Raw genomic sequence first — 20,962 nt, 5'->3', positions numbered from 1 at the left:
AAATAGACTCGGTCACAGAATAACCTAAAATCCCAGCATTTCGACCATAGAGAGTAAAATAGATGGAATTAAGTGGTTGTAACATCAATGTAAATAAATATAGACCCCTAACATTATCTGTACGATTTTTGACAGTAACTTAGCACTAATGCCGAGATAATTACCGATGTGGATAGCTGAGAACAGCCGTTTAAGGCTATAATCTGCCCTTACTAAGATTTAGGGGATATACCTTTGCAATTTACCGATTTTTCTCTGGACCAGCGTCTGTTACAAAGCTTAAAGCATATGGGGATCACTGCCCCTACCGCCATCCAGGAACAAGCACTGCCTATCGCATTGGCAGGTAAAGATTTAATGGCGTCATCAAAAACAGGCTCGGGTAAAACCCTTGCGTTTTTGCTGCCAGCATTGCAAAGAGTCATATCTACCCGTGCACTCACCAAACGCGATCCTAGAGTATTGATTTTATTACCAACCCGCGAGCTAGCCCATCAGGTTTATAGCCAACTTCGTTTACTCGTTGCCAATACTCAATACAAGGCCATTAGCGTTCTGGGGGGTGAAAACTTTAACGATCAAGCTAAAGCGCTCGCCAAAGAACCACATTTTATCGTTGCAACACCGGGGCGAATTGCGGACCATTTAGAACAAAAACATTTATTCCTCAACGGACTAGAACTGCTCATCCTCGATGAAGCTGACCGTATGCTGGATTTAGGTTTTGCGCCGCAACTTAAGGCCATCAACGACGCTGCGGATCATAAACGCCGTCAAACCTTAATGTTCTCGGCAACGTTAGATCACAGTGAAATCAATGATATAGCTGCAACTTTGTTGAAAAATCCTGCCCATGTGGCCATAGGCGCAGCCCACAGTGAGCATAACGATATTCATCAGCGTATTTTCCTCTGTGATCACTTAGATCATAAAGAGGCTTTATTAACGCGTTTACTGCAAGATGAACAGCATAAACAAGTGATTATCTTTACAGCGACGCGTCCTGATACCGAGCGATTAGCGGCCAAACTCTCGGCTCAAGGCTTTGCAACGGCAGCACTCAGTGGCGAGTTAAAGCAAACCGCCCGCAATCAGATCATGGATCAATTTGCCCGAGGGCTACAGCAGGTTTTAGTCACTACGGACGTGGCGTCCCGTGGGCTGGATCTGCTTAACGTCTCATTAGTCATTAACTTCGACATGCCAAAGTTTGCCGAAGAATACGTTCATCGTATTGGTCGTACCGGTCGTGCAGGAGCCAAAGGCGATGCGATATCACTCGTAGGGCCAAAGGATTGGGATAACTTCAAAAAAGTCCAAGTTTTCCTCAGAAAAACATTTGAAATCAGTGTTATTCCTGGTCTAGAAGCAAAATTTAGCGGTCTTAAAGATAAGTCTAAACAGACACCGGCAAAACGAATCGCTAAAACAGCCCCCGCAAAGGGCAGCGTCAAGGCTAAAGCGGCTAAAGCCGCACCATCCCGTGATAAACGCTTTATTACGGGCGTCGATGTAGGCGATGCGCCAATGCGTAGAAAGCCCACGGCCCACTTGCTGCAAGACAATGATACTGAAGAAGTTTAATTTTTAAATTGGCGTTGATGGTCACTGAGTACTAAGGCTCATTACCATCAACTTAAAACCGGCTGGAATCAACGTCGTAAGCTCTCTGAGCCTCATTCCAGCTACAATAGCGCAGTTATTGATATTTTGAAGGTGTAACATGAGAGTTTGTGGTGTTGAATTAAAAGGTGGCGAAGCCATTATCAGTTTATTAAGTTATGAAGGTGAGACCTTTAATGTGCCTGAGTGCCGTAAGGTGTCCTTCAGTGTTTCGCAATCGGCAACCACAGAGGCGATCCGTGACTTTCATTTTGCTTTCCATAAGTTAATGCAAGACTACAAAGTCGATGAGATAGTGATTATCGAGCGCGAGCAAAAAGGTAAGTTGGCAGGTTCTGCGACGAGTTTTAAACTTGAAGCCGCCATTCAGTTAGGCGACCTACCAGTGACTTTGCTATCCCCTGTGACGATCAAAGAGCAAAATAAACGCAACCCACCCCAAGTCGATTTTGACAGCTTAGATCTTAAGCGTGTGCAACAGGGTGCCTTTGAGGCCGCTTTCGCACAGCAAAACCGTCGTATTTTTGGTAAAGCCTAATACCCAGACTATTGGCTCCGAAGCGATTCGGAGCCAACTTCCTATGCCATTATTAAAATATTTAAGCGGCTATAGCCCCGACATCCAGCAACAGGTACGACAGCATCTAGATGCAGGAACCTTGCCCGCACTCCTCCTACGCCGTCATCCTGAAATCCATGATATTCGCAGTGATAAAGCACTTTATGACTATACCCAAGGGATAAAAAACCGCTTCTTGCGTCAATCCTCACCTTTGTCAAAAGTGATCTTCGACGACAAAATTAGCATTAGTCATCATGCACTTGGCTTACATTCCTATGTATCACGGGTACAAGGGAACAAAATTAAAGCTAAGAATGAAATTCGTATATCTTCCAGATTAAAACGCGTCCCCGAGCCTTTACTTCGAATGGTCGTCGTACATGAATTAGCCCATCTTAAAGAAAAAGATCATAATAAGGCTTTCTATAATCTGTGTACTTATATGGAGCCCGATTACCACCAGTTCGAATTTGATTTGCGCTTATTACTCACCTGCATAGATACAAATACATCACCTTACACGACTTAGTCACAGTTTCTTCCTCTGCACCTCATTTTTATACTACCTGATATTGACTGATAATAATTTTCATTTAGAATAAATTCGTATTATCAGCCATCGCCAGGTCGTATGAAAAAGCCGAATATTGATAAAAAGCTTGAAAAGTGGTGTAAAAAACAAGCAAAGAAACTGCAAAAGCAACAGGTTAAATCGACTGAAATATCGGCTTCGATGAAATTCATGTCATCGGTGTCTAATGACACGGCGAATTTAAATTCAAATACTCGATTACAAAGCAAAAAAGCTCAGCGTAAATATTTAGGTCAACTATTATCCGACCACCTCGCTAAACAGCACATTAAGCATCTCGACAAGCCTGCACTTAAAAAACAATTAAAACTCGCTAAAGCCCAGTTTATTGCCGCTAATGATGCAAGTTTCCTGTCATCGGCCGTCATTAAACGTTTATCCCCCTCACCGACAGGCCGCAGTTTTGCACTGCGTCCCTATAAAAAATCCCCCTGTAGTGGCTGTCCGGCTTTAAAAGGACGACTATGCAAATGTGCCTTAAAGGCAATGCAAAAGCGCCAAGCGAGTTAAAACAGCGTATCGCATAACTGCCTTTAGCCTTTTTTAACAAATAAACAAAGCAATAAAAAATGCCGATGAAAATAAATTTCATCGGCATTTTTTATTCATCTAATCGGTTTTGAAGAATCGCCGATTGAGTAAATTAATTAACCCAAATTCATTAAAGCTTGGCGACTTTTAACCGTATTAGCAAAGCTATTCAATTCTTGATTTGCTAATTGACTCGACATTGGAATATCGGCCTTCATCGGATCGACAGGCTTGCCATTAACATGGAATTCATAATGTAGGTGCGGTCCCGTCGAACGACCCGTATTACCTGATAAAGCAATGACTTGACCGCGAGTTACCCGCTGTCCTTTACGCACCAAAGCCTTAGAAAGGTGCAGATATCTGGTGCGATACTTACCACCGTGTTCTATCACTATATATTTACCCGCAAACTGATGGTCAGTAACTAAACTCACGACACCATCACCTGGGGCAATGACCTTAGTACCAATAGGCACCGAAAAATCAGCACCATTATGGGGAGAAATACGGCCAGTAATCGGATGCTTGCGATGGGAGTTAAAACGAGAACTCATTCGTGGCTGTTTAGTTAATGGAATACGCTGGAATGCACGCACTAGACTTCGGCCTTTGGCATCATAATAACTACCATCGGTATGTTGGAATGCACTAATTTCAGAACGACCCGTTTTAATACTCACGCCTAATATTTGGCTGCTACCCGTCGCTTCACCTTCAACATATTGATCATTTACCAAAACAGAGAATTTGTCTCCTGCATGTAGATCCCGTGCAAAATTCAATTTCTCTTTGAGTAAATCTTCAATCCGCTGAATATCGGCGGCTGCTAATCCCATTTTTTGAGCAGAAACGTAAAATGAACCTTTAATATCTCCAGTCACAATACGATTTTGCCAAACACCTTCCACATTCACTTCTTCAACGTTAAAGCTCCCGTCTTCATAACGAGTAAATACCACTTGGCGTGCTGCGTTGAAGTAAAGTTCTAATTTTTGCAATTGGCCTTCATTATCCAGCCAAAACTGCATACGGTTACCGGGTAATAAGGTATCGAGGGCGAGTACGTTTAAGTCTGCCTCTAATACCTTATACATAGTCTGCTGATCGACGCCCGCCTTAGAAAATAAACTACTTAAAGTATCACCTGAAGCAATAATACGCTCGAAATCAGGGCTGTTGTCTATTATGGGATCTTGCTCAAGGGGTGCTGAAACCGGAGGTAAAATATTGTCAAGATCGAGGGTAACGGGAATTCGCTGTGCGGTCGGCACAACATGGTTAGCGTTGGGCATTAGCATGGCTGCGCCAATCAACAAACCACCCACTAAAAGAATATTCTTGTGGGTGGGTGATAAATTCTGCAAACGGGTTTGCGAAAAATAGTTAAATGTGGGTTTGCCTGTCTGCAACGCTTTCACCTTTTGTTATCGTTATGGCGTTATATTTTTGAATCAGTCCCTTTGGGGGAAGCCCTAATTTTGTCAACTTATCTCAAAAAATCGATTATGACAAACGCTATTTCGCAGTTTTGCTGCACTATTTACCAAAAATATGCGCCAGCTTGCATTTCAAACCGGTTACATGCCCTATCTCTCTATATATAAATACTAAAATGCACTTAAATTTATCTTTTAAAACATATTGTTATCAAGTCATTGTCACGTTAAACCCTGACTAAGGCAAAACGATTGCAATTTCACTCCCATGGGAGGTTTTTAAGATATCAATACGGGTATTTATTTGCTCTTTCATCTCAGAAACGTGGGAGATCAGCCCTATCATGCGGCCAGAGGATTGCAGATCCATCAAGGTTCGAATGGCAAGCTCTAATGAGTCCTGATCAAGGCTGCCAAAACCTTCATCGATAAACAGGGTATCGAGCTTAATTCCTCCCGCATAGGCTTGCACTACATCGGATAATCCTAGTGCCATAGATAATGCCGCCATAAAGCTTTCGCCGCCGCTGAGGGTCGCCACCGGACGCACTTTCGAGGTGTAGGCATCTTCCACTTCTAACTCGAGCCCAGAGGCTTTGTTGCCCTTTGCCCTATCTTCCTTGCGGAGCAAACGATAACGCCCTTTACTCATCAGATGTAACCTATGGCTCGCTTCGAGCAACACATCGTCTAGCAGTACGCTCAATACAAAACGTTGCAGACTGATTTTATTGCCGGTTTTTCCATTAGCCACATCGGCAAGTGTGCCGATAACCGCATATTCATCCTCTAAGGCCTTAGCCTTCGTATCTGCGATACTCAATTGGGTTTGGGTTTGCGTCAGTAATACTGTGCGAGTGTGAAGTAGCTGCCATGCCTGCTCTGCCACTTGCAATGCTTGCTGCGCCGACTCAAGCTCGACAGCAAGCTTAATGCTATCGGGCGGCACTTTATCTTTAAGCTTAAGTGCTAACTGTTCGCACTGGGCCTTAGTCAACGCACACTGTTGCTGATAAACCTCAATCTCGTTTGCCAATGCATGCAGTTGCGTTTCATCTAGTATGGCCTCAAATAGGGCCTGTTGATCGACAAAACCTGCAGCGACGAGTTGCTGATTGAGTTGCTGCTGGGCACGGGTTTGCTGGGCTAATGCCACCTCAGCGGCCTTTTCGGCCCCATTAAGTGCAGCTTTTGCAGCAACAAAGGTTTGCCCGGCCTGTTGCTGATGCTCCCTCACGCTCGCAATCTGTTGTTTTATTTGGCTAAGAGTTTGCTGGTTTTGCATTATCGCAGCGGTTAATGCCTCAAGCGTTGCCAGGGCAGATGGCACGCTTTGCTGCATTTGCGCTAACTGTCCCTGCAATAAATCCACTTTAGATTGCAACGCGTTGTCCTGCGCTTGCCCTTGCTCCAGCTTTTGTTGCAGCTGCGTTTCCTGTACGTGCAACAGGGCAATATCTTGTTGTAACTGCTGCAAATGTCGATGCGCTTGCTCGGCCTGTGCGAGTGACAAAGCGTATTGCGACAGGGTTTGCGAATGTTCATCTACAGAAATATCAACCGCAGCCCCCAATTGGGCCGCAAGATCCTGCGCTTGTTGCTGCAGGGTTTCTAACTGTGTCTGTAATCCACGGTATTCCGCTCTGGCTTTACTCAAAATTTCTTGGGCCGTCGCTTCAGCCTCTTGGGCCAGTTGCAGCGCTTCTTCACTCGGGAGCGACTCTTGGCTCTGTGCTGGCTGCGGGTGAATGTGGCTGCCACAGACGGGACAAGGTGCATCTTGCTGTAATTGCTTAGCCAAAATGGCCGCCTGCCCTTGGTGCCAAGTCATCAATAAGGCTTTATGCGCAAGCTGTGCTTGCTGATGCTGGGCATTGAGTTGTTGCCCTTGGGCTTTTGCCTCGGCAATTTTAACCTGTGTCGCCGCGACCTTTGCCGCAACTTGCTGCCATTGCCGATAGGTAGTCAATAACTGTTGCTGCTGTTGGTGCGCCTGCTGCAGTGAGAACCGAGTTTCACTACTGGCCTGCAGTGGTGGCAGAGCAGACTCCAGTTCATAACGTTTTTGAGTAACTGCGGTAAACTCATTTTTACAGCCCTGAAGCTGCGCTTTGGCCCTCACTAACTGCGCTCGCTCTTGCTCTAGGGTTTTATTGAGTTGATCCAGTTCCCTAAGCTGCGGCCCCAGCGCATTCAGTTGCTGTTTAACTTGTTCCTGCTCGAGTAGCGAGGCTTCTAATAGGGGTAAATCCTGCGCTTTGAGCTCAGCCTCATCAAAGGCTTGCTTGGCCTGAGTCAGTGCCGTTTGCGCGTGACTCAAGGCAAGATTGGCCGCCTTGGCTTCCTGCTCTCGGGCCACAAACACCTCAACCATGGGCGCTAAGCGCTGCGCTTGCTTGGCTAAATTTAACTTGTGGGTTTGCGCGGCTATGCACTCTTGCTTGGCATCGAGCGCGGCTGCACTTTGCGTTAAGGCATCCAACTGTGCAAATTCAGCCTGTAGATGCTGGGCGGCATCATTTGCTTTAATCACTAATTGTTGCAGCTGTAATGCCTGTTCCTTCGCACTTTGGGCGAGCGCCAGTTCAGGCGTGAGCTTGGCTAATTCACTGCTAAGCTCGTCATCGGATGCTAGGCCCGCACTCTGTAAAATACCATCGCGGCGACTGCGTTGATCGTTCACTAGGGCGCTAATATCGGCAGCCTTATTTTTTAGGGTATCTTCAATCCGGCGGTAAATATGCGTTTGAAATAGCTGACTAAATATCAGTTCACGCGCCTTAGAATCCGCCATCAACAATTCACGAAACTTGCCCTGGGGTAACACCATCACCTGGCGAAATTGTTCCACATCGAGCCCGGTTAGGGCTTCAATCTCAGCGGTGGCCTCGGACACTTTACTGGCGACTAATAAGCTTTCATTGCCATCGGCGTCAATTTTATAGAGCTGCGCTTCACTCTTTTGGACTGTTGAGCCATCACCGCTTTTTTTGACTCTGTCCTGCTCTGGCACTCGGCGGATGCGATAGCTGTCACTGCCCAGTTGAAAACTGAAAGTGACTTCTGTAAGCAAGCTATTGTCTGCCATATCGCAGCGCATCTGGCTGCCTTCGCGCTCGTTGCCCGTGGTTTTACCATAGAGCGCAAAGCAAATGCCATCGAGCAAGGTTGTCTTACCCGCGCCCGTTGGGCCGTTGATCAGAAATAACGGATTATTACCTAATGCTGTGAAATCAATCGTCTGAGTCGTGGCAAAGGGACCAAAGGCAGACATGGAAAGGTTTAGCGGTCTCATGCTTGGCGCTCCTCATTGTGTAGCTTAGTCAGCAGCTCATCCATCACAGCTTGCTGCGCCTGAGTCAATGATTCGCCAGACACTTGAGTAAAAAAGTCACAGAACATGTCCATCTCGCCTTTTTTGATATGGTCACGACTCAAGGCGACTTGCTGTTGCCCCGCCATTAACCCAGTGCGCTCTAAATGCAGCACATTGGGGTAAACGGCTCTGAGTTTACCCATTGCATCCAAAATTGCGTGTTTATCGAGGAGCCTAACCATAAGATAATCATCACGCTTTGTATCGGTTTTACCTTGCTCAATGAGGTTAGCTAACTCCCCTTCTAAAACACGAACATCACGCAGCGACGTTAACGGCAATAAACGAATATCCATCGGCGTTTGTGCGCCAAGCTCAACTAAAGTCACCGACTTGTGTTGATGCTGTTCGCTAAAGGAATACTTCAAAATCGATCCTGAGTAGCGCACATGCTCGGCGCCCTTATATTGCGGTCCGTGCAAATGCCCAAGGGCAACATAATCAAACTCAGCGAATAGCGCTGGCGATATTTTGTCGGCGCCGCCAATACTCAGTGGTCGCTCAGATTCCGACTCACTGCCACCATCCAAAAAGCAATGGCTTATCACCACTTTTGGCAAACCTTGGCTATCGTGCTGACGCACTTGCTCAAGCAATAGTGCCATGGCGGCCTCATGGCTTGGTGCCTCACACTCCAAAACTTGCCGCACTGTGGCAGGTTCAGCGTAGGGTAACGGATAAAAATAGGCGGCGCCCGTTGGGCTTTCTAACCTAATAGGCGAAAGCGCAGCGCTAAGCGGCCCAATAATATGTAATCCACCTGCCGCCATTTGTTTGGCCGCAAATCCTAAGCGCTCGTGACCATCGTGGTTACCGGCAATCATAATCACTTGCAGTTTAAGATCCTGCACTAGCCGATTGAGTACATTATCTAAGAGCGCGACCGCATTGGCTGGCGGAATCGATCTATCATAAATATCCCCCGCCACAATCACGGCATCGACACTCTGTTCCGTTGCCAAAGCCACAATTTGGTCGAGGACAAAGGCCTGATCATCCAGTAATGATTGATTGTGTAACTGACGGCCTATGTGCCAATCTGAGGTGTGGATAAATTTCATAATCGCTCTTAAACCCTATTGCAGCCAAACCGAGGGCTGATATTCATATTGGCTGTAATTTGGCCAAACGCAGATAATGTAACGCACTGAGTAATACAAGAAAAACAATGAAAACAAACTCAAAAAGTGCACGAGAAATGACAGGTTATACTATGCAAAAAACCTAACAGTGTATAGCCAAAGCAAAAGGAGTGAATGAATTAGAAACACGCGGGGGAATTTCCATCCAAGCAGGATGGAAATTCCCTAAATTGACTCAATCGATCAAAACAGCTGATATTGATTCACCAGCAATTTAAAACTCATGGCAAGGGACATAGTCACAACTAACGGCTTAATGATCTTAGTGCCTTTAGTGACAACCAGACGCGAGCCTAAGGTTGCGCCAATTGCTTGCCCTGCCAACATCACTAAGCCCAATAACCAAATCACTTTACCGCCCAAGGCAAAGAAGATCAGCGAAGCGATGTTAGTCGAGAAATTAAGTAGTTTGGCATGGGCTGTGGCTTTTGCCAGACCAAAGCCCGCAAGGGATACAAAGGCCAGCGCAAAAAAGCTGCCCGTGCCAGGGCCAAAAAAACCATCGTACAGGCCCACACCTAAAGCCGCAGTGAACGCAAACGCAGTCGGTGTCAGCACTTGATGCTTATCGTCTTCAGAAATCTTTTTCGAAAATAAGAAATAACAACCAATGGCTAAAATCAAAAAGGGCAAGATCAACTCCAGCACTTTAGTATCAACCAGCTGAACTAGAATAGTGCCCAATGCCGCGCCGATAAACGCGCAAAAGAGCGACAATTTCACAGATTTAAGATCAACGAGTCCTTTACGCACAAAATACAGGCTCGCAAAAAAACTGCCGCCACAGGCTTGGAGTTTATTTGTACCTAAGGCAACCGCTGGCGGTAAACCCGCCCACATCAAGGCAGGTATCGTCAGTAAACCGCCACCTCCGGCGATGGAGTCGATAAATCCCGCCACCATAGCAACGGCAAAAAGTAACGCAGCAATTTGTAGAGTGAGTTCAAACTCGAGCATGATTTATGATTCTTTTTAGGTAAATGGGTGTCATTGCAGTGCATTAGACTGCGTTTGCCTTATAAACGCAAAGGAGTTATTGTCGCCATAGCGTGAGATAAAGTCACACTAAACCATTATTTTTGGCCTATACCAGCAGCTTGGATATCGCTATGTTTCCCGATTTGCCACCACTCAATGCCCTTCGCGCCTTCGAGGCTGCCGCGAGATTGCAAAGTATGACACTCGCCAGCAAGGAGTTGCATGTCACCCATGGCGCGATCAGCAAACAGATCAAAATATTAGAGGATTATCTTGGCTTTGCGCTCTTTGTACGCTTACACAAAAGAGTTGGACTAACCGATGAAGCCAAACGCTATTTACCCCATGTACAGGCTGCGCTGCAAACCCTCTCCAGTGCCACAGGGGATTTACGCCGCCAAAGTGCGGTGCCACAAAGCTTAGCGATAAACGTATTGCCCAGTTTAACCATCAACTGGTTAATCCCAAGAATGGAGCAGTTTAAATCCCGCCATCCACACTTATATGTGGATCTCTCCATTGGGGATTTTGCCGTGGATTTTAGCCAAGGCCGTTACGATATCGCCATTCGTAGCAGCACTGTCATACCCAAAGGGGTCAACTATATCAAACTGATGGATGAGGATTTATGCCTTGTGTGTGCTCCCTCGCTAGCACCTAAGCTTCAGTGTATTGAGGATATTAATAGCATCACTCTCCTTAAGCACACCACCAGACCTGAGCTATGGGAATATTGGGCAGAAAAAGTCGGACTTAAGCTCACCCAGGAACAAACCTTTGGGGTTGAACATTTTTATATGTTGAGTCAAGCCGCGGCCAGTGGGATGGGCGCGGCACTCATCCCACGATTTTTTATTGAAGATCAACTCGCAAACGGCAGTTTAGTGATCCCCTTTGATGCTAACTTTATCAGCCCGTATGCCTACTATTTACTCACCCCAAAATCCCCGAGTATGCCACTGAAAGTACAAGCCTTTATCGACTGGTTGCTGGAGATCTTTGCGCCCTATCGTCATTGATCTATTTGCGATTAATTTATTGGGCGAACTGCTGCAATAAAAGTGTATTCAAAAATTGAACGACTCATATCCACACTCTAAATCCAACAACCACGGCATAAGGAAGTGATTAGATATTAAAAAACCACCTTGCGGTGGTTTTTTAGTATTTAAGGGTGACCCTATTGGATCAGTGCTGACAATGCTCATCGTGGACATGGTCATCATCGTCCATAAATTCATCGTCGCCATCTTGGTGTTGCATGACACCCCAGCCATCGGTCATGCCGCCAAACTCTGCGGCGAATTCGTTGAGCATAGTCTCTTGCTCAACTAAATCATCGTAGTCAGGCACCATATTGATGCAGGCAATAATTTCCCACTTACCCAGCTCATCGTTCAGATTGAGCTCAAGTTCACCGTCTAAATCAGAATTAGCTAATTCTTCTAATGCAGACTCAGCATCACGTTGATCATCAAAAACTAAAAAGAAATCAACATCTAAAGCTTTGGTTAAATCGATGCCTGCGTCAGCCATTGCGGCCAGCATTTTGCCATTATCATCATCAGGAAATTGCATATCTTTCTCCACTGGATAGGCTTATTCAGCCGCAATGATTTGAACTGATTCACCGTTAAAACTGACGATATCGCCCGCTACGATCTTTTTACGTTTACGCGTTTCCACTTCGCCATTGACAGTGACTAGGCCTTGGTCGATAAAATGCTTGGCTTCACCGCCAGCATTTGTCATGCCCTGCACTTTTAATACTTTGTACAATTCAATGAAATCATCACCGGAATGCAAAGCTAACTGATTAATTTGCGCCACTTAAACACGCCTCTAAAAATAAACCTGCGGCATTATAGCAGCATGTCCTCTGTGATGCAGAAATTTCAATTATCTTTGCCTTTCGGCGCTCAGTAACCCATAGGCGCAATCGTCAAACCATTGTTCGCCTATCTTAAATTCCTGCCTGAGTACCCCTTCAAGCCTAAAACCACATTTCTCAAGTACACGTGCCGAGGCATGGTTATCTTGGGCACAATGGGCAACAAATTTATGCACATCAAAACTCAAGCAGGCCCAGTCAATCACGGCTTGCAGGCTTTCAGTCGCATACCCTTTCCCATGGGCTTCTTTCGCAAGCAAATAGCCCACTTCTGCGCGTTGGTCCTCCATACTCTGGCAATAGAGCCCCGTCAGCCCAACAAACATGCCAGTATCGAGCGTCTCAATGGCTAAGGTGAGCCATTCACCTGAGCCATAAAACCAAGTATCTGAACGCTGTTGAAACTTAGCGCGGATCACCTCTTCTGACTCGGGAATACGGACATATTGATTAATTTGTGGATCGCGATGCAGCATATAAAAATGCTCCCAATCACTCTCGTGTAAGCTTCTGAGTTTTAGTCTATCTGTATAGAGTTCTAACATAGCGACTCCGTGATAAGGGCTTATAAAAGAAAACGGCAGCATAAGCTGCCGTTTTATCTACTGCTCAACAATTAACCGCGACTGGTCACTTCAAGCAAATGATAGCCAAATTGGGTTTTCACTGGACCTTGGACTTGGTTCAATGGCGCACTGAAGACCACTTCATCAAACTCACGCACCATCATACCTGGGCCAAATGAGCCCAGTTCACCACCTTGAGCCCCCGATGGACAAGAAGAATGTGCACGGGCAAGGTGCGCAAAATCTGCACCGTCTATAATTTGTTGTTTGAGCGCTTGGCACTGTTCTTCGCTGCTGACTAACAAATGTCTTGCTGTTGCCTGGACCATAATAAAACTCCGTTGAAGATCATGAGACATTTGCCCCAAATATCATGTAGTTCCCATTCAGTTAACTGTTCCAAACGGGGTGAGAATGCCCAGTATAAAAACATTCTGTTTAATTAAAAAGAACTAAAAATACCGTCACTCACTTTTAATCTAAATAACTGTTGTGTGAACAGCTTACGCTTGGTTCAACGCTATCCAGCGGTCAATTTTCTGCTCCATAACCGCCATAGGTAATGAGCCAGAGGTTAAGATTTGATCGTGAAAGGCCTTTAAATCAAACTTATCGCCCAAAGCCTTTTCGGCACGGGCACGCAGTGCCAGAATTTTCAACTGACCTACTTTATAGGAAAGCGCTTGACCAGGGATCGCCATATAACGTTCAACTTCGGCCACAATATCAGATTCGGCCATGGGCGAGTTGTCCTTCATATATTGAATCGCCTGCTCACGGCTCCACCCTTTTGCGTGCAGCCCTGTATCCACAACCAAACGCATTGCCCGCAGCATTTCATCGGAGAGCTTACCAAAATATTGATAAGGATCGCTAAATAAGCCCATCTCGATACCAAGGTATTCCGCATATAGCGCCCAACCTTCTTCAAAGGCGGTATAACCACTGAAACGCTGGAACTCAGGCACACCGGTTAGCTCTTGCTTAATCGCAATTTGAAAATGATGCCCAGGTGCGGCCTCGTGCAAAGACAGTGTCGTCATGCCCCATTTAGGCTGTGCTTTCAAATTATAGGTATTGATATAAAACACCCCAGGACGACTCCCATCGACCGCGGGTGATTCATAGGATGCGCCAGCCGCCGATTGCTCCCTGAAGCTTTCGACGGGTTTAACCACATAATCGGCCTTAGGCATAACATTAAAATACTGCGGCAATACTTGGTTAATTTTATCTTTAAGCACCATATAACCATCGATTAAACCTTGGCGATCAGTATAAAAATACTGTGGCTCAGAAGATAAAGAGGCAAAAAACGCTTTTAAATCGCCCTTGAAACCCACTTGCTCACGCACTTTATCCATTTCAGAAAGGATCCGTGCTACTTCGCTTAAACCAATTTGATGGATTTCATCCACTGGCATCGCAGTCGTAGTATGTGAATTTGCGAGGTGTTGATACCAAGCTTTGCCATTGGGTAAACCAGACCAACCATCGGTCGCGCGGGCCTTAGGTAAATAGGTTTGTTTGAAATAATCCCTAAGCCCAGTCAACGCAGGCACAAGACGCTCGCTAATCATCGCTTGATAGGACGCACTTAATGTGGATTTATCCTGCTCGGAAAAGCTTTCAGGAAAGTGCAATATTGGCGAGTAGAAAATACTTTGAGTTGCATCCGTTGTTAGCATAGTGTCGAGCTGTGGAATAATACGCTCCACTAGTACTCTTGGTAACACCACTTTGCTCTCAATCCCTTCGTTCATGCGATTTTGTGCCAATTGGATCCATTTGATGAACCCCTCGACTCTCTGTTCCCAATTACGGTAATCTTGAACTGTATTAAAAGGTTGCGCACTTTCACCGCTGCCGAGTTGCACCATAGTAATCACAGTGCTGTAGAACTGGCTAATCGGCATAAAGCGTGACGGGAAAGTTTCATCCACAAGTGCCATATCACGATCGTAAACAAACAGTGCATAGCTTAATTGTAAATCAGCGGGCAATTGCGCAGCATCAATTGCCTTTGCTTGTGCTAAGTAGCGAGTATTTAGCTCATGACGCGCCTTAAGATATTCTTCGGTCAAATCGCCACCAAACTCAGCGTTATAATCGTTCACACCTACAAACGTCGCGTAAATAGGCTCGAGTCTTAGATAATCTTTAAAATAGGCATCGACGAGGGCGACATAGCGCTGCTCAGCGGTCTGCTCATCACCCTGTTGGATTGTGGTATTAGGTGAGCTAGTTTGTTCAGCTAAGGTCACCTCTGGCTTAGAGCAACCTTGCAAAGCAAAAAGTAACGCTATCGTTCCCGCCAATAAATTCAATTTCATTTTTTATATTTCTCCTTTTAGATCCGTGATAGCGGAACAGTTCCTATACTTAGTAAAAAGTCTGCTAACGGAGTTAATCTATGATCTACTCATTTCGCAACTCGGGATTTAGGGATCCAGAAACCGGGGTCTACAATCAAACCTATTTCATGGAAGTATTTAACCGAGAATGGCATCGGCATATGAGGGAACACCAAAGCTTGGCACTATTGTATCTGTGCCCCCACATTCATGAAACAGTCAAACAACCCCATTTACTCGAATTCTTCACTAAACAAGTACAAGAAGCCCTGCTGCGGGCAACGGATATGATTGCAAGGCTAGATCATAACCATTTTGCCTTAGGTTTATTTAACATTGATGAAGAAGGCACTGAGGTGGTACTGGAAAGAATTGAGCAGCATATACAAGCGTTTAATGAGGATTTTGGTAAAAACCACAAGCTAAAAATTGACTATAAACTCGCCGCTTGTATTTGTTTACCGACACAAGAGCAGAAAATTGAAACCCTATTTACCAACGTATCTAAGTTATCCCTGGAGCTAGAGAAAAATCTGCAGCAATCCCAAGTATTGATAAGGCTTCAATAAAAAAGCCCCTATCTAGGGGCTTTTAGTACGCTGTTAATACAGACTAAGGATTACAGTGTGACGTTATGCATACGAGCTTTCTCTTTAATATAAGAGATATAGCTGTTTGCACTCTTCTCAGTCTTCTTATCTTTGGCAGCTAATACTGCACGGTTATAAGCAGACTTGTACTGTTTCAAACTCAAATGGGCTAAAGCCAATTCAAAGTTTGCCTCGCCTGGATGTTCAATACCGAGCGAAATGGCCTTTTCAAGCACTGGGATCGCTGCTGCGTATTTTTCATCTAAGCTCAATAAACGTCCTTGTTTCAGATAAAGCTTGCCATCATTGCTGATCGCGGCGGCTTTACCATAAAATTCAGCAGCTTCTTTAAACTCTTTCGCGTTTTGGTAGAAACCCGCTAAAATTTCAAGCGTTTTTGCGTCTTCAGCGATTAAACCTGACTTCATGTGTTTCTGATAGATTTTAGCGGCTTTATATGGTGCACCTTTCTGCGCCATCAGCTGTGCTAAACGAGTAATGTTACCCGCACTATCAAGGAAACCATTTCTGTAAGCTAAATCGTAGGTTGCAAGAGACTTATCATAGTCTTCTACCATCAGATAAAACTGTGCTAGCTGAACCCATAATCTGCCGTCATCCGGGAATAAAGGCACCATGATTTCTAACACACCAACGGCTTGTTTATACTTCTTTTGGTTGAAGTAAGACGTTAGCTTCATCTGATACAGACCTTTGTCAGGCGATTCAGCAAGAGAAAGACCCTTATCGGCCACTTCAATTACTTTATCCCACTGCTTCAGTTCTGAGTGTGCAATACCGATACGGCGATACATCTGAGAATCCGCCTTACAAGTGAAGTCCATCCACTTGTAGTAATAAGGAATCGCTTCCTTAAACTTCTTCTCTTGTAACAGCAAATCAGCATAAAGACGCATAGTCGCAGCATGATCCGTTCCACCTAAAATATCCGCCTCAACGGCTTGTTTTAGGTATTTGATCGCGGTATCCATTTTGCCTTTTTCGGCATAAAAGTTACCTAGCATACGCGCTACATAGGCTTTATCAAAATCGTTCTTAGCGTTTGCTTCAAGCAAAATAGCAATGGCTTCATCGAGTTGGCCATTAGTATAAGCTTCGAAAGACTTCTGAACTTTCTTCGCGGCGCCCTCACCTACTGCTTTAGATTGGCGTTTATCAATTTCACATTTTTCAGCTGCTACTGCAGACGAAATAGAAAAACCACCACAAAGAGAAAGCAATAATAAAGCTGCGATTTTATTAGCATTACGCATCATTAGTTGCCTCCTTTATCTAAAGTGAAGTCAAGTTGCACTGTCATACCGGGTTGCTTAAGTGGCTTGCCATCAACAATCTTAGGCTTATATTTCCACTTTTTTAGTGCTCGAATCGCTTCTTTATCGAATAAACGCTTAGGCTCGGCTTGGATAACTTCAACGTCATCAACACCACCCAACTCGTTAATCGTAAAGCGCAATTGCACCCAACCTTCCTTACCATCACGAGCTGCTGCTATTGGGTATTGAGGCTCAATACGGACGATAGGTGTCGCATCACCGTCACGAGTCATCATATTACCCAATTTGAAACCTGTGCTAGGACCGCCCGCTTCAACACCACCCATATTGAACGACATAGACGTATCAATATTTGACGATGTATCCGGTGGTGTAGCTTCAGGCTTCTGAGGCTGCTCTGGTGGTGGTGGCGGCTTAGGCACTACCCTTGGCTTATTCTGTGCTTTTGAATCCTGTCTATCCATAGTGATTTCAATTACAGGGGTCTCAGCCGATGTATCTGCGCGCTGCGCACCTCCACCGACCAAGAACGCCATAAAAGCGAACAGACCAAAAGTCACAGCAGCACCAATAATGATTGATACTAGTGCTCTTAGCATATTAATCGTTCCCCGCAGATACCGAAATCTTATCTATACCAGCCGCTTTGACTTGGTCTAGTACTTTTACTACTAAGCCGTGTTGCGTATCTTTATCAGCCTGAATAAGCACAGCGGCTTCTGGGGCTTCAGCTAACATACGCTCAACGTTTGCAGTTACACGCTCGATATCAACCTGACGGTTTTCCATCATGATCACGCCCGTTTTACTGACGCCGATAAAGATGTTAGCCGAAGGCTTTGAAGTCGCTTGTGAAGCTTTTGGTTTGTTATAGTCCAAACCAGATGGTTTCACAAATGACGTTGTTACAATGAAGAAGATCAACATAATAAACACGATGTCTAGCATCGGGGTCATGTCAATTTGCGCTTCCTCATCTACACTGGAATGCTTTTTACGTGCCATGTTCAATCTCTCTCTAGTGGTGCGGCATGCTGTCTTTTAGCTTTTCTAAACTGATTTTCATTTTTGCATCAAGGCGAGTACTGAAAAATACTCCCGATAATGCGGCAACCATTCCCGCCATTGTGGGCATTGTTGCCATTGAAATACCAGCCGCCATCAAACGAGCATTACTCGTCCCCTGAACTGCCATCACATCGAACACTGAAATCATACCGGTAACAGTACCTAACAAACCTATCATAGGACAAATCGCTACTAAGGTTTTAATGACCAGCATACGTGCATTCAAATCTTGCTTCGCTTGGGACAGCCAAGCTTCACGGATACGGTGTGCATACCAAGAGGTTGTTTCCTCTCTAGCATCCCATGCAGCTATGATTGCTTGATGTTGCTTTGGTGATATCCAATTTAGATACCAGTAACGCTCAAGCATCAATACCCACATTAAGAACAGCACAAACGCTACTAACCAGAGGACGTCGCCTCCGGAGGCCATGAAGCCCCTGACGGAATCCCAAATGTCCATCAGGTATAGCATCATTAGTTAGCCCTCTTCTCAGCGTGCGCTGCAATGATACCAGCACTTTGCTCTTCCAGAACTTGTACGATTGATTTGCTACGCGCAACAACAACTGCATGCATTAACATCAGAGGCAGTGCCGCAACCAGACCTTGGACAGTCGTGATCAACGCCATAGAGATACCGCCAGCCATCAGTTTTGGATCGCCAGTACCGAACAATTGAATACTTTGGAAGGTTGCAATCATACCGGTTACTGTACCTAACAGACCCATCATAGGTGCGATAGCGGCCAGTACTTTGATGATTGAAATGCGAGACTCTAAAGCAGGCGTTTCTTTCAGAATCGCTTCGTCTAGTTTCAACTCTAATGTTTCAACATCAACGTCTTTGTTCTCTTGATATACTTTCAGGATACGGCCTAAGGCATTGTTACCTGGGTTATCAATATTCTTACGTTGGCTATTCACACGAGAACCGATGATAGTCATAGTGACTAAGCGTTCAATAGAGATCAACAGACCTAAAGCTAACAGAGCAATAATGATGTAACCGATAGAACCACCAGCTTCTAAACGGTCTTCAAAGCTCGCTTTGTTAGTGAAGATGTTTAACAGTACGCCACGCGCAGGGTCAATATAGAAAGGTGCAGTACCTGACGTAGTTTGTTCCCACTTGCCAACCGCACTAACTTGGTAGCCTTCTGGTTGTTGTGATAACTCTTGAATTAAACCTAATTCAGGGTTGTAAACAACATATTTACCGTCGGCAGTTAAGTTGTAAGCACCGATACGGTGAATAGTCGTTGTTTTAACGCTACCATCGATACCAGTAACAGAACCTTCGAATTTAACAACTTTGCCAGATTGCGCCATTTCAAACAGCTGCTCTTGCCAGAATTGTTCTAATTCTTCAATCTTAGGTAATTGCTTACGAGCGCCTAAATCGGCAACAAACTTGTCACGATTTGGATACTGAGCACTGATGTTTGAGCTAGACAGTTTACCAGCGAAATCACCGGCTTCACCTTTAACTACACCAAACATTTCACCCAAGTCACCTTGAGCGGTTTTCAGATCTTCTTCTAACTGAGCGATTTTACGCTCGTTATCTAAAAACGCTTGGTTCAAATCTTTACCGCGTTGTTTTTCAGCAGCTAGAGCATCTTTCTCGCGTTTTAACAGCGCAGCTTTATCGCCACGTTCTGCTTGGAATTCTTGCTCACGCTTGCTATTCACTTTGCCTTCAGCAGCACGGTCAACTTTAACTTGCTGCAATAGTTGATCGATGGTCTTAGGTGCATCAGCTGCACTTACCATACCAGCAGTTAAAGAGAAACTTGCAGCTAATACAGCTGTAGTAATTAACTTCTTCATTATTGTGCAGTCTCCGCAGCAGGAATTGGTAACGCGAATAGATCTAGAGCGCCTTGTTTACGGGCAATGCGGATACCTTTTGTCAGTTCACGCAGGTAGCTATCTTCTAACTTATCCCAAGACTTAGTTTGAGAGTTATAAATCCAGCCAGTCTTTTGATCTAAGCTCTGTGCATAAAGAGCAACGCGACCTAAGTTAAAGAAGTCAACTAACACTTCTTTACCGTCGAGGTCTAATTTGCCTTGGTTTACTGCAACAGCACTACCATATTCACGCTCAATGCTATACGCATCAAGGATTAAGCGGTATTTTTCAGCTAAAGTTACTTCAGCCGTATTTAGAAGAGTCTTCAACTCTTTAACACGGTTAGCACGTACTTCAGAGTTAAATGGTAAATCTAATTGAACAAATTGCTCTAATGACTCAACCATTTTAAACATTAAAGGCACTACGCCCTGACGTAATTTATCAACGCCGTTAATATCGTTTTGAATCGAGTCCATTGTCTTTTGTTGATCAGCAACTAAGCTAGCAACATAGTCGTTATATGACTTCAGTGACTCGCGTTCATCAGCCACAGAGCCATACTCAAAAAGCATGTCTTGTGCTTGATCGAAATACTTATCAACATTCTTTTGCGACGCAGCGGCATCAGCGTGGATTAAACTATCCGCTTTTTGCACGTCGGTAAGAGGATCTGCAACCACGAAGTTGCTGCTCGCTAATGCCAGCACGCCAACAAGTGCAGTAGCGATTTTTGTTCTATTGCTTACCTTGGACATAGTTCCCAACCAATTTGAAGTGAATAAAAAGGTTTAACTTACCAGCAACATCTCCCTCAGCAACAAATGCGTCAGGCCATAAATACTGTAAGTTCGTCTTTCTCTTGTGATTCTTAGTTTTTTCTTCCCTTTCCTATGCCTCTGCAGGCATAGACCCGCTGGCATCATTTCACAAAATGTTGACCTGTGTCAACATTCGGAATACGTAAAAACTAGTGTAAAGGAGCGTTAGCGATAAAAATCTTTACGGAAGGGGCTTTTTTACACGAAAGACGGTTTACACAGTCCTTAAAATCTTAACAAAGAGACGCGAATCACCAATAGTGCATTGATATTT

Annotated in this window: 21 protein-coding genes; 6 read left to right on the top strand and 15 right to left on the bottom strand. The window is 44.9% G+C overall.

The features are described from left to right. Positions 1-234 precede the first annotated feature (234 nt). The 4 genes from JFT56_RS07460 to JFT56_RS07445 all read left to right on the top strand — a co-directional run bounded on the left by JFT56_RS07460 (position 235) and on the right by JFT56_RS07445 (position 3,287). Complete coding sequence (locus tag JFT56_RS07460) at positions 235-1,584, top strand: DEAD/DEAH box helicase (RefSeq protein WP_198783034.1); 1,350 nt, start codon at positions 235-237, stop codon at positions 1,582-1,584. 139 nt (positions 1,585-1,723) lie between these two features. Beyond that, on the top strand, positions 1,724-2,161 hold the full coding sequence (locus JFT56_RS07455; protein ID WP_198783033.1) for a DUF3010 family protein: 438 nt from the start codon (positions 1,724-1,726) through the stop codon (positions 2,159-2,161). Between the two features lie 43 nt (positions 2,162-2,204). Beyond that, entirely contained in the window at positions 2,205-2,714 is a 510-nt protein-coding gene (locus JFT56_RS07450) for a M48 family metallopeptidase (protein ID WP_198783032.1), read from the top strand. Between the two features lie 102 nt (positions 2,715-2,816). Then, the gene (locus JFT56_RS07445; RefSeq protein ID WP_198783031.1) at positions 2,817-3,287 is read left to right on the top strand and encodes a hypothetical protein; all 471 of its coding nucleotides are present in this window, start codon (positions 2,817-2,819) and stop codon (positions 3,285-3,287) included. Between the two features lie 137 nt (positions 3,288-3,424). Here the strand turns inward: JFT56_RS07445 and JFT56_RS07440 are convergent, their stop codons facing one another. The 4 genes from JFT56_RS07440 to JFT56_RS07425 form a co-directional block, all read right to left on the bottom strand. Beyond that, the gene (locus JFT56_RS07440; RefSeq protein WP_198783522.1) at positions 3,425-4,720 is read right to left on the bottom strand and encodes a peptidoglycan DD-metalloendopeptidase family protein; all 1,296 of its coding nucleotides are present in this window, start codon (positions 4,718-4,720) and stop codon (positions 3,425-3,427) included. Between the two features lie 265 nt (positions 4,721-4,985). Continuing rightward, the gene (locus JFT56_RS07435) at positions 4,986-8,042 is read right to left on the bottom strand and encodes an AAA family ATPase (protein ID WP_198783030.1); all 3,057 of its coding nucleotides are present in this window, start codon (positions 8,040-8,042) and stop codon (positions 4,986-4,988) included. Then, positions 8,039-9,184 (bottom strand): exonuclease SbcCD subunit D, encoded by a 1,146-nt coding sequence (locus JFT56_RS07430; protein WP_198783029.1) that lies wholly within the window; start codon positions 9,182-9,184, stop codon positions 8,039-8,041. The genes JFT56_RS07435 and JFT56_RS07430 overlap by 4 nt, the downstream gene beginning before the upstream one ends. 264 nt (positions 9,185-9,448) lie before the next feature. Next, positions 9,449-10,222 (bottom strand): TSUP family transporter, encoded by a 774-nt coding sequence (locus JFT56_RS07425; protein WP_198783028.1) that lies wholly within the window; start codon positions 10,220-10,222, stop codon positions 9,449-9,451. 152 nt (positions 10,223-10,374) lie between these two features. Between JFT56_RS07425 and JFT56_RS07420 the strand changes: the two genes are divergently transcribed. After that, a complete protein-coding gene (locus tag JFT56_RS07420; RefSeq protein ID WP_198783027.1) occupies positions 10,375-11,262 on the top strand; it encodes a LysR substrate-binding domain-containing protein in 888 nt (295 codons plus the stop codon). A 169-nt stretch (positions 11,263-11,431) separates the two neighbouring features. Here the strand turns inward: JFT56_RS07420 and JFT56_RS07415 are convergent, their stop codons facing one another. The 5 genes from JFT56_RS07415 to JFT56_RS07395 form a co-directional block, all read right to left on the bottom strand. Continuing rightward, positions 11,432-11,821 (bottom strand): ribonuclease E inhibitor RraB, encoded by a 390-nt coding sequence (locus JFT56_RS07415; protein WP_198783026.1) that lies wholly within the window; start codon positions 11,819-11,821, stop codon positions 11,432-11,434. A 21-nt stretch (positions 11,822-11,842) separates the two neighbouring features. Further along, the gene (locus JFT56_RS07410) at positions 11,843-12,073 is read right to left on the bottom strand and encodes an RNA-binding S4 domain-containing protein (RefSeq protein WP_198783025.1); all 231 of its coding nucleotides are present in this window, start codon (positions 12,071-12,073) and stop codon (positions 11,843-11,845) included. Positions 12,074-12,142: 69 nt separating this feature from the next. Beyond that, entirely contained in the window at positions 12,143-12,679 is a 537-nt protein-coding gene (locus tag JFT56_RS07405; RefSeq protein WP_198783024.1) for a GNAT family N-acetyltransferase, read from the bottom strand. Between the two features lie 71 nt (positions 12,680-12,750). Continuing rightward, positions 12,751-13,029, bottom strand: a complete 279-nt coding sequence (locus JFT56_RS07400; RefSeq protein WP_198783023.1) for a peptidylprolyl isomerase — start codon at positions 13,027-13,029, stop codon at positions 12,751-12,753. A gap of 174 nt (positions 13,030-13,203) precedes the next feature. Beyond that, positions 13,204-15,033 (bottom strand): DUF885 domain-containing protein, encoded by a 1,830-nt coding sequence (locus JFT56_RS07395; protein WP_198783022.1) that lies wholly within the window; start codon positions 15,031-15,033, stop codon positions 13,204-13,206. An 80-nt stretch (positions 15,034-15,113) separates the two neighbouring features. Here JFT56_RS07395 and JFT56_RS07390 point away from each other — a divergent pair, with 80 nt between their 5' ends. Further along, positions 15,114-15,623: a diguanylate cyclase domain-containing protein gene (locus tag JFT56_RS07390; protein ID WP_198783021.1), complete on the top strand. Its 510-nt coding sequence runs from the start codon at positions 15,114-15,116 to the stop codon at positions 15,621-15,623. A gap of 50 nt (positions 15,624-15,673) precedes the next feature. Here the strand turns inward: JFT56_RS07390 and JFT56_RS07385 are convergent, their stop codons facing one another. From JFT56_RS07385 to JFT56_RS07360, 6 genes are read right to left on the bottom strand one after another with little or no spacing between them, the layout of a single operon-like run. Then, entirely contained in the window at positions 15,674-16,918 is a 1,245-nt protein-coding gene (locus JFT56_RS07385; RefSeq protein WP_198783521.1) for a tetratricopeptide repeat protein, read from the bottom strand. Positions 16,919-16,920: 2 nt separating this feature from the next. Beyond that, complete coding sequence (locus tag JFT56_RS07380) at positions 16,921-17,541, bottom strand: energy transducer TonB (RefSeq protein WP_198783020.1); 621 nt, start codon at positions 17,539-17,541, stop codon at positions 16,921-16,923. Position 17,542: 1 nt separating this feature from the next. Then, a complete protein-coding gene (locus tag JFT56_RS07375) occupies positions 17,543-17,947 on the bottom strand; it encodes an ExbD/TolR family protein (protein WP_011623215.1) in 405 nt (134 codons plus the stop codon). Positions 17,948-17,960: 13 nt separating this feature from the next. Further along, a complete protein-coding gene (locus tag JFT56_RS07370) occupies positions 17,961-18,488 on the bottom strand; it encodes a MotA/TolQ/ExbB proton channel family protein (RefSeq protein WP_198783019.1) in 528 nt (175 codons plus the stop codon). Further along, a complete protein-coding gene (locus JFT56_RS07365) occupies positions 18,488-19,843 on the bottom strand; it encodes a MotA/TolQ/ExbB proton channel family protein (protein ID WP_198783018.1) in 1,356 nt (451 codons plus the stop codon). Before JFT56_RS07365 ends, JFT56_RS07370 begins: the two co-directional genes overlap by 1 nt. Further along, positions 19,843-20,625, bottom strand: a complete 783-nt coding sequence (locus tag JFT56_RS07360; protein WP_198783017.1) for a DUF3450 domain-containing protein — start codon at positions 20,623-20,625, stop codon at positions 19,843-19,845. Before JFT56_RS07360 ends, JFT56_RS07365 begins: the two co-directional genes overlap by 1 nt. Between the last annotated feature and the right edge of the window lie 337 nt (positions 20,626-20,962).

The organism is Shewanella putrefaciens, from assembly GCF_016406305.1.
Classification (GTDB): Bacteria; Pseudomonadota; Gammaproteobacteria; order Enterobacterales; family Shewanellaceae; genus Shewanella; species Shewanella putrefaciens_C.
This window is presented reverse-complemented; position numbering and strand designations above follow the sequence as displayed.